The sequence below is a fragment of the Arthrobacter sp. SO3 genome, assembly GCF_020532825.1.
Lineage (GTDB): Bacteria > Actinomycetota > Actinomycetes > Actinomycetales > Micrococcaceae > Arthrobacter.
On record NZ_MQTS01000133.1, the window covers coordinates 1 to 9,175 of the forward strand.

Below are 9,175 nucleotides of genomic sequence, written 5' to 3' on the forward strand. Positions count from 1 at the left end.
TCCCGGGCTGCAACAACGCCTCGCTGGACAACGACGCGGACCATCTCCTGGCCTGGGCCGCTGGAGGGACCACCGGGATCTCCAACCTCGGCCAGCCCTGCCCCAGACACCACAAACTCAAACACGGCTCGGCCTGGACACCCTCCGGGGCCAGCAAGGACAAACCACCCGGCTGGACCTCCCCCTCGGGACGGTACTACCCCAGCGAACAACAGGACTGGGAACCACCCCACTGGCCCAACCATCTCCTGACCACTGACACGGACATGGAAGCAGATATGGACGGAGACGCACTCCTGGACCAAGACTTGCCCATGGACCCCGGCCCGGATCCTGACCAGGAGCTACCCCAGGACCCTTTCCCGGACTGGACGGAGCCGCTCGTGGACACCTACCCCGAGTCCGTCCTGCGCCACGTCGCCTGAACGCCACGTCGCACGCCGTTCAGCGCAATAAGTGACGCGAAAGGCCGGCCCTGGTCGTTCGTCATCGGTCCGGGCCAGGGCTCGGCCTTGCGGACGTACCGCGATGCCACCCAGACAACGGCCAGGAATTATTCCTGGCCGTTATCGGCCTTGGAGAGCTCCCCTGTGATCCGCTCGCCGCGGATGCGCGCCGTCCGCCAGGTGTCCAGCGCGATCACCCCGCCGAGGATCACGAACGAGATGGACAGCGAGGCGAGGGCGTCGGTCAGCCAGTGGTAGCCCAAGTAGAGCCGGCTGACCGCGGCGAAGAAGATTCCGACGCCGGCCAGCAGGAATCCTGCGACCGCGGCCATGCGGTTGCTCCGGCGTGAGAAGACCAGGAAGGTCGTGACAAGCAGGAAGTCACAGGCTCCCAGCACGTGCCCGGAGGGGAAGGAAAAGGTGAAATCTGCGCCGAAGAGCATGAGGTCCACCGGCGGACGTTGGCGCCCAATCGAACGTCCGATGAGCTGGGCAAGGATGACGCCGGTGAGCATGGCGCCGGCGAGCAGCATCGGCCGCCAGGCATGCTTGGCCAACAACCCCCAGGCCACAGTCACCACAAGAGTGATGATCGGCAGTCCAACAGGGCCGAAGACGATCGCGAGGATGATCATGATCGTCGTGAGCGGTTCGGAGCGAAGGGTCAGGAGCCAGGTGCGGACGGGTTCGTCGCCTGCGGTGAGGCCGCCGTGCTGGAGGACACTGGCAAGGATGGAAAAGAACAGAACGGCGCCAACAACCGCGAGGCCGACGGCGATCCGGTACAAGTTCTTCCGGTCCTGCTCGCTCATGTAGCGTTCCTCAACCACGAATTTATCGTGGAAAACCCGCCACCAGCCGGGCGAGCTCTCTGATTTTTCCTGCGCCATTTCCCGCATCCGCCTCTGCACCATGTGTGGATATTTACTTCGTGAAGAATATCCCGGTTCCGGCGCGGAAGGTGCTGTGGGTTCTGTTGGTGTCAGAGCTTGTCCGGCGCCCCGACGGTTCGCTCCCCGGTAGCCTGAATCAATGGGCGTCATGAATGAACTGATCAACCCGCAGGTCGTGCGATCGCTGGAGCGGATCCTGGCCGCGGCGGCACCCGGCGGCAGCTTTCCCCACCTGGCCGTGACGGCCGGTCAACTGGAGGAACTGAGCCTGCGGGAACGCACCGACCTCCTAAGCCGCGCGCTGCTGGCTGATCTGCCCGGAAATTACGCCGCTACCGCGGTCAGCTTCCGCCGGGCGCTGGACGATCCGGACTTCACCGGCTGGATGGTCTGGCCTGTGACCGAGACGGCGGCCACGCTCGCCCTTGTCTCGCCGGAGACCCACGCCTTCGAGGACTGCCTGTCGTTGCTGGCTGAACTGACGCCGCGGCTCACCGCCGAGTTCGCGATCCGGCGGCTCCTCGCCGCCGACCTGGACCGGGCACTTGCCCTCATTCAGGGCTGGACCAACCACCCGGACTGGCATGTCCGCCGGCTCGCCAGCGAGGGCACCCGGGCCTACCTGCCGTGGGCCATCCGCGTTCCCGAAATCACAGAGCGGCCCGCAGCTACCCTACCGATCCTCGACGCCCTGTACCGTGACCCGGTGGAAGACGTGCGGCGCTCCGTGGCCAACCACCTCAACGATCTGGCCCGGCACGCCCCGGACGAGGTGGTTGCCACCGCTGCGAGATGGATGGCCGCCCCGGACGCGAACACCCCCCGGGTGGTCCGGCACGGCTTGCGGACCCTGCTCAAAAAGGCCCACTCCGGCGCACTGGAACTGCTGGGGTTCCCGCCGGCGTCGCTGGCCGTGACGCCTCCCCGGCTGGACCGTACCGTCGTCGAGCTTCCCGGTGAGCTCGCCTTCGACTTCGAGGTCACCAATAACGGGCCGGCGGAGGCGCGGCTCGCCGTCGACTATGTGGTGCACTATGCCAAGGCCAACGGGAGGCGCGCGGAAAAGGTTTTCAAGCTCGGAACAGCCGTCCTCGGGCCGGGCGAGTCCAGAAGATTTTCGAAGCGCCATGCCTTCCGCCAAATGACCACGCGCGTCCATCATCCGGGGGCGCATGTACTGGAACCGCAGGTCAACGGCGTGCGGTACGCGCCGGCCGAGTTCTTGGTCCGAACCGACGCCGCTGCGGCCCCGCTCGCAGATTTGACGGGTCTATAAATATGACGTTATTGTCTCTTCAATCATTGGGGCCGATGAATAACCCAAGAAAGAACAGTGCGATGACGACAGTAACCGAGTGCATTGAGATCCAGGTCGACAGCCGCCAGGTCCTAGACGAACGGCTCGACGACGCCGTGCGCGGACTCCAGCAGATCGCCATGGCCACCGGGACGCAGGGCATCCTGCTCACGCGGCACAAGGCGGGCCACTACACGGCGGCGCTTTCCGACCAGGTGCCCTTCGGCATGACGCGGGAACTCATTAACTGAGCCTGACGATGCCTTGAGCGCTGGCTTGCAGCGCAAAAAGCCAGGTCCCGGGCGGCGGAGCTTCGACTCCCGCCCGGGACCTACATTGCGTCTGGCTGCGACAGCCGGCAACCGCCGGCCGGCAACCGTCAGGCAGCAGCCGTCTGCCAGCAACACTTTCAGGCACCAACCGTCAGGCAGGGCCCCTCACCAGTCGTGGACCGTTCCGTCGACGAGGCGGTTGTAGGGCAGGTAGGCCTGCTGGTAGGGGTAGGCCGCGGCGGCTTCCTCATTGAATTCGACGCCGATGCCGGGGTTGTCCCCCGGGTGCAGGTACCCGTCGACGAACGTCATCGACTGTTCGAAGACCTCGTTGGTTTTGTCCGAATGCTGCATGTATTCCTGGATCCCGTAGTTGTGGATCGCCAGGCCCACGTGCAGCTGCGCGGCGAACCCGACCGGGGAAATATCCGTCGGCCCGTGGAAACCGGACTTGATCTGGTACTGCGCGGCGAAATCCATCACCTTCTTCAACGGCGAAATCCCGCCGAAGTGCGTCGAGGCCGCCCGCACATAATCGATGAGCTGTTCCTTGATCAGCGTCTGGTAATCAAAGACCGTATTGAAAATCTCCCCGATCGCCAGCGGCGTCGTGGTGTGCTGCCGGACCAGGCGCAGCGCCTCCTGGTTCTCCGCCGGGGTGCAGTCCTCCAGCCAGAACAGGTCATACGGCTCCAGCGCCTTGCCCAGCTTCGCGGCCTGGATCGGGGTCATCCGATGGTGCCCGTCGTGCAGCAGCGGCAGCTCCGGACCAAACTCGTTCCGCACCGCCTCAAACACCGAAGGCAGGTGCCGCAAATACGCCCGGGTGTCCCAGTCCTCCTCCACCGGAAAAGCACCCCGGCCCGCCGGCTCGTAGTCGTAGCGCTCCCCCGAGGCCTGCGCCTGCGCCGCGACCCCGTACACGGCCTTGATCCCCGGCACCGCGGTCTGGATCCGCACCGACTTATAGCCCAGCTCCAGGTGCTCCCGGACCGAGTCGAACAGCGACTCCAGGTCCGCGCCCGAGGCATGCCCATAAGCGCGCAGCCCGTTCCGGGACGCCCCGCCCAACAGCTGGTACACCGGCATCCCGGCAAGCTTGCCCTTGATGTCCCACAACGCCATATCCACCGCCGCGATCGCGGCCATCGTCACCGGACCCCGCCGCCAGTACGAGGACCGGTACAGGAACTGCCAGGTGTCCTCAATCCGGTGCGGATCCTTCCCGATCAGCAACTGCGCGACGTGCTCCTTCAAATACGCCGCCACCGCGAGCTCACGCCCGTTCAACGTCGCATCCCCGATCCCCGTCACCCCATCCTCCGTGGTAATCCGGAGGGTCACGAAGTTACGGGAAGGGCTGGTCACGAAGACTTCAGCGGCAATGATTTTCACAGCAGGTCCAGGCTTTCTGTGTTGGTTGGTCGTGAGTCGGTGGATGGCACGGGGTCGATGGTGCCGGGGCCTCTAGCGTTGGGTGGTTCCGCTGGGTGTGGCCCCCAGCAGCGCCAGCTCGTTCCGGCGCGGCAGCCCTTCCCAGTCGCCGGCGGTACTGACGGCGAAGGCTCCCGCGAGGGCGCCGCGCTGCAGGCGGCCGGCCACGTCCTCGCCGTCGAGCAGGGCGGAGAGGTATCCGGCGGTGAACGCGTCGCCGGCGCCCACAGTGTCGATGCTGGAGACGGGCACGGCGGGCGTTTCCCACCGGCCTGCGGTGGTGTGGACCCCGGCGCCGGCAGCGCCCCGCTTGACCACGACTTCCCGCACCCCGCGGTCCAGGAGTTCGGCGGCCATGGCCGTTTCGGCGTCGTCGGCCGTTCCGGCGCTCCCCGTCCCGGTGCCCCCCGGCGCTGCGGCGACCAGCCCGAGTTCGTCGTCGGAGGCGATCAGGATGCTGGCGTGCCGGGCCAGCGGGGTCAGGACGGCCCGCGCTTCGTCCCGGGACCAGAGCTTGCTCCGGTAGTTCACGTCGAGTGAGACTTCCAGGCCTTCGCCGGCGGCGCGGGCGGCCGCATACTCCACAGCCCGCCGCGCCTCCTGGCTGAGGGCTGCGGTAATCCCGGTGACGTGGAGGACCCGGGCGCCGTTCTTGAAGGCCCGGTCGACGTCGTCCCGGTCCAGGCTGGATCCGGCGGACCCGGCGCGGTAGTAGAAGGCGCGGGTGACGTCGGCGGTGCGCTGCTCGAGGAACATCACCCCGGTGCTGCGGCTGGCGTCCTCGCGGTGCAGCACCCCGATCCCCTCGCTCCGGAGCTGCCGGAGAATGAACTCACCGTGCGGATCCGCGCCGACGACGCCGGCCCAACCCACCCGGTGGCCGAGCCGTGCGACGCCGACGGCCACGTTCGACTCCGCTCCGGCGACGTGCATGGCCAGGACGCCGCCGGCGGACAGCGGCCCGGCGGAGCGCAGCGAAACCATGGACTCGCCGAGGGTCAGCAGTTCAGGGGTCCAGGAGCCGTCGGGAATCACCGCAGGCTCTCCGCGGCGATCCGGCGGTCGTATTCAGCTGCGAGCGCCAGGAAACCGCGGGCGCGTTCCCGGACCGGGGCCAGGTCGCCGCCCGAGCCGGCGTCGCCGAAGAGGGGGCTGCCAAGGCCGACGGCGACTGCGCCCGCCTGCCAGTAGGCCGTCGCCTCGTCGAGCCCCACGCCGCCGACGGCGATTAAGGGGATCCCGGGGAACGGATCCCGCAGCGCCTTGAGGTAGCCCGGTCCGCCGATGGACGCGGGGAAGAGCTTGACCGCGGTGGCACCGCGGGTCATTGCCTCGTAGGCCTCGGTGGGCGTCAGTGCCCCGGCCAGTACCGGGATGCCGGCGGCGGCGGAGGCACCGATCGACTCGGCCAGCGCAGGGGTCACCATGAACTGGCCGCCGGCCTCGGCGACGTGCTCCACATCCTGCGCTGTCAGCACGGTGCCGGCCCCGACGAAGCAGCCGTCCGGTGCGGCCGCGCGGACCTGGCGGATCGCCGCGAGGGCATCCGGTGTGGTCAGCGCGATTTCAACGAAGCGGAAGCCCTCCTCCATGGCCGCCAGGGCAGCCCTCGCGGCGGCGCCGCCGTCTGCGCCGCGTACGATGGCGACCAGCCGGGTCTGCCGGATTCCGGCCAGCAGGGCCTCGGGCGTCAAGTGGTTGCTCTGTTCGTTTGACATGTCATTCACCATTCTGCGAAAGCTCCGTCGGGGTGCCGCCAAACGGGCCCGCGCCAGGCGTGGCCGCGCTTGTCCGCGGCGCGGACCACGGCCTCGTCGATTTCGATGCCAAGACCCGGGCCGGTCAGGCGTTCAATGTGGCCGTCCACGAACTTCAGCGGGGACTTGTCCATCACGTAGTCCAGGACTTCGGCGCCCTGGTTGTAGTGAATGCCGATGCTTTGCTCCTGGATCAGAAAGTTCGGCGTCGCGAATCCCACCTGAAGGCAGGCGGCCAGGGCCAGCGGCCCCAGCGGGCAGTGCGGGGCCAGCTGGACCTCGTAGATTTCGGCGAGCGAGGCGATCTTTCGGACCTCGGTGATGCCGCCTGCGTGTGAGAGGTCCGGCTGGGCCACGGCGATGCCGGCCTGCAGCGCGGGCAGGAATTCCTGCCGGCTGTAGAGCCGCTCGCCGGTGGAGACCGGCGTCGTGGTGGAGGAGGTGAATTCGCGCAGCAGGTGGGTGTTTTCCGGGACCACTGGCTCTTCGAGGAAGAAGGGCCTGTACGGTTCCAGCAGCGGTGCCACCCGCCGGGCGTTGGCGAGGCTGAAGCGGCCGTGGAAGTCGACCGCGACGTCGCGGTGGTCGCCGAGAACCTCGCGGGCGGCGGCGACGCGGCGGACGACGCCGTCGAGCTCCGCGACGGAGGCGATGGGGCTCATCCGGCCGCTGGCGTTCATTTTCACGGCGGTGAGCCCGACCTCCAGCTGGGCGCTGATCTGGTCGGCGACCTCGTTGGGCTCGTCCCCGCCCACCCAGCCGTACATCCGGATCCGGTCCCGGACGTGGCCGCCCAGGAGCTGGTGCACGGGGGTGTTGAAGTGCTTGCCCGCGATGTCCCAGAGGGCCTGGTCCAGTCCGGACACGGCGCTGGCCAGGATGGGCCCGCCGCGGTAGAAGGAGCCCTTGGTCATCACCTGCCAGTGGTCCTCGATCCGCAGCGCATCGTTGCCGATCAGCAGCTCGGAGAGCTGGTCGACAGCGGTGCGGACCGTTTCGCTGCGGCCCTCGCAGCTGGCCTCGCCCCAGCCGACGATCCCGCTGGCGGTCTCGATCCGGACGAAGAGCCAGCGCGGGGCGACGAGGAAGGTTTCAATCCTGCTGATCAGTGTCATCGGTGGCCTAGCCCTTGGTCGCGCCGGCGGTCATGCCGGAGACGATGTACTTCTGCGTGAAGAGCGCAATGATCATGATCGGGATGGTGACCACCGTGGCGGCCGCCATCAGTCCGCCCCAGTCGATGCTGGCGTAGGAGACGAAGTCGAAGATCGCGACCGGGAGCGTCTTGGTCTTGGAGCCGGAGAGCACCAGGGCGAACATGAAGTTGTTCCACGAGAAGATGAAGGACAGGATGCCCGCGGTGGCGATGCCGGACACGGAGAGCGGCAGGGTGATGCGGCGGAACGCGCCGATCGGGGTGAGCCCGTCCACCTGCGCGGATTCCTCCAGTTCCAGCGGCAGCGAGTCGAAGTAGCTCATCATGATGTAGACGATCAGCGGCAGCGAGACAAACATGTGGCTGAGGATCAGGACCTCGAAACCGCCCACCATCTTCAGGTTGGAGAAGACGTAGTACCAGGGCACCAGCAGGGAGACGCCCGGGATGACGCGCGCCATCAGGACCACGAGGGCCGAGCGGTGCATGGTGAAACGGCTCATCGCGTAGGCCGCCGGGACGCCGAGGACCAGCGACAGTACGGTGGAGACGAACGCGACCCAGAAGCTGTTGAAGATGAAGACGAAGTAGTTGTTGCGCTGCAGCACGTTCGCGTAGTTCTCGCCCGTGGGGGTGAAGAAGAAGGATTTGCCGGTGTCGTAGATATCCACGTTGGTCTTGAAGGAGGCCAGCAGCATCCAGAACAGCGGGGCCACTAGGAACAGCACGACGGCGATCAGCGCGGCCACCCGGAAGACCTTGTAGGCCCGGGTGCCCAGCGGCTTGCGGCGGCGCGGTGCCGGCGCGGGCCGGGCGGCGGCGGTTTGGGGTGCAGTTTCATTGTTTTTGGACAGTACGGTCATTTGCTTACCGCTTTCTTGCGCATGGTCAGCAGCCACATGGAGCCGATGATGATCATGAAGAACAGGATCAGCACCGCGGAGGACAACCCGTACTGGTTGTAGTCGAAGCTCAGGCCGTAGGCGTAGACGTTGAGGGTCTCCACCTCGTGGAAGGATCCGCCGCCCTTGCCCTTGGTCGCGTAGAGGATGTCGAAGGTCTTGAGGGCGTCAATGCCGCGGAGCAGGATGGCCACGATCACGGTCGGCATCATGAGGGGCAGCGTGATGAGGAAGAAGCGCTGGGCGGCGTTGGCGCCGTCCATCCGGGCAGCCTCGTCCGGCTCCTCGGACAGCGAGGTCAGGCCGGCGAGCAGGATCAGCACCACCATCGGGGTCCACTGCCACACGTCCATGAAGATCGTGGTGCCCAGTGCGGTGTCCTGGCCGGAGAGCCACGGCTGGGGCGGGATGCCGACCATGCCGAGCAGCTGGTTGACGAAGCCGATATTCGGGTCGAAGATCAGCCGCCACATCATGCCGACAGCCACCGGGGTCGCGACGAGCGGCATGAGGATGGCCACGCGGACCCACTTTTCCCCGCGGAACGGGCGCCACAGCAGCAGGGCGATGCACATGCCCAGCACCACTTCGCAGACGAGGGCGACGCCGGTGAAGGTCAGGGTGCGTCCGACGGCGGGCCAGAAGCGTTCCCCGTCGGAGAGGACCGTGAGGTAGTTTTCCAGGCCGACGAACTCTGAGGCGGCCCGGACGGAGCCCTGGGAGTCGGTGAGGCTCAGGTACAGGGTCCAGGCGAGGGGGAAGACGATCAGGACGCCGACGAAGATCATCGCGGGGGCGGCGAAGAGCCACTTGCGGTGCCGGTTGGCCCAGGCGGAGAAATTCTCACCGGCGCTGCGGGCGGGGCCGGCGTTCCGGCCGGATCCCGGCTGGGACCGGGCGTTGCGGGGAGGAGTCAGTACAGACATGGTTCACCTAAGGAGTCGGGGGTGAAGGGAAGAGCTGGCCGCGGCGGGGCGACGGCTTAGCCGCCGCCCCGCCGGGCGGTTCAGTGCGCTGG

10 protein-coding genes are annotated in these 9,175 nt (G+C 67.2%); 3 read left to right on the forward strand and 7 right to left on the reverse strand.

What is annotated here, in order from left to right; genetic code table 11:
- On the forward strand, positions 1-425 hold a 425-nt coding region (locus tag BJQ90_RS12910), incomplete at its 5' end, for an HNH endonuclease signature motif containing protein (RefSeq protein ID WP_226760656.1).
- Positions 426-553: 128 nt separating this feature from the next.
- On the opposite strand, the gene BJQ90_RS12915 is transcribed toward BJQ90_RS12910, so the two are convergent.
- The gene (locus BJQ90_RS12915) at positions 554-1,360 is read right to left on the reverse strand and encodes a phosphatase PAP2 family protein (protein WP_413463676.1); all 807 of its coding nucleotides are present in this window, start codon (positions 1,358-1,360) and stop codon (positions 554-556) included.
- A gap of 118 nt (positions 1,361-1,478) precedes the next feature.
- On the opposite strand from BJQ90_RS12915, the gene BJQ90_RS12920 reads away from it, so the two are divergent.
- Together BJQ90_RS12920 and BJQ90_RS12925 are read left to right on the forward strand one after the other, a co-directional pair.
- On the forward strand, positions 1,479-2,615 hold the full coding sequence (locus tag BJQ90_RS12920) for a DNA alkylation repair protein (RefSeq protein WP_226760657.1): 1,137 nt from the start codon (positions 1,479-1,481) through the stop codon (positions 2,613-2,615).
- A gap of 62 nt (positions 2,616-2,677) precedes the next feature.
- Positions 2,678-2,887 carry a hypothetical protein gene (locus tag BJQ90_RS12925; protein ID WP_226760658.1) on the forward strand — a complete coding sequence of 70 codons (210 nt, stop codon included), beginning with the start codon at positions 2,678-2,680 and terminating at the stop codon, positions 2,885-2,887.
- 186 nt (positions 2,888-3,073) lie between these two features.
- Here BJQ90_RS12925 and manD read toward each other — a convergent pair whose 3' ends face one another.
- The 6 genes from manD to BJQ90_RS12955 all read right to left on the reverse strand — a co-directional run bounded on the left by manD (position 3,074) and on the right by BJQ90_RS12955 (position 9,083).
- Positions 3,074-4,303: a D-mannonate dehydratase ManD gene (manD, locus tag BJQ90_RS12930; protein WP_226760659.1), complete on the reverse strand. Its 1,230-nt coding sequence runs from the start codon at positions 4,301-4,303 to the stop codon at positions 3,074-3,076.
- A gap of 72 nt (positions 4,304-4,375) precedes the next feature.
- Positions 4,376-5,377, reverse strand: a complete 1,002-nt coding sequence (locus BJQ90_RS12935) for a sugar kinase (protein WP_226760660.1) — start codon at positions 5,375-5,377, stop codon at positions 4,376-4,378.
- Positions 5,374-6,060: a bifunctional 4-hydroxy-2-oxoglutarate aldolase/2-dehydro-3-deoxy-phosphogluconate aldolase gene (locus BJQ90_RS12940; RefSeq protein ID WP_226760661.1), complete on the reverse strand. Its 687-nt coding sequence runs from the start codon at positions 6,058-6,060 to the stop codon at positions 5,374-5,376. The genes BJQ90_RS12935 and BJQ90_RS12940 overlap by 4 nt, the downstream gene beginning before the upstream one ends.
- Positions 6,061-6,065: 5 nt before the next feature.
- On the reverse strand, positions 6,066-7,214 hold the full coding sequence (dgoD, locus tag BJQ90_RS12945; RefSeq protein ID WP_226760662.1) for a galactonate dehydratase: 1,149 nt from the start codon (positions 7,212-7,214) through the stop codon (positions 6,066-6,068).
- 7 nt (positions 7,215-7,221) lie between these two features.
- On the reverse strand, positions 7,222-8,118 hold the full coding sequence (locus BJQ90_RS12950; protein WP_226760663.1) for a carbohydrate ABC transporter permease: 897 nt from the start codon (positions 8,116-8,118) through the stop codon (positions 7,222-7,224).
- Positions 8,115-9,083 (reverse strand): carbohydrate ABC transporter permease, encoded by a 969-nt coding sequence (locus tag BJQ90_RS12955; protein WP_226760664.1) that lies wholly within the window; start codon positions 9,081-9,083, stop codon positions 8,115-8,117. The genes BJQ90_RS12950 and BJQ90_RS12955 overlap by 4 nt, the downstream gene beginning before the upstream one ends.
- Positions 9,084-9,175 lie beyond the last annotated feature (92 nt).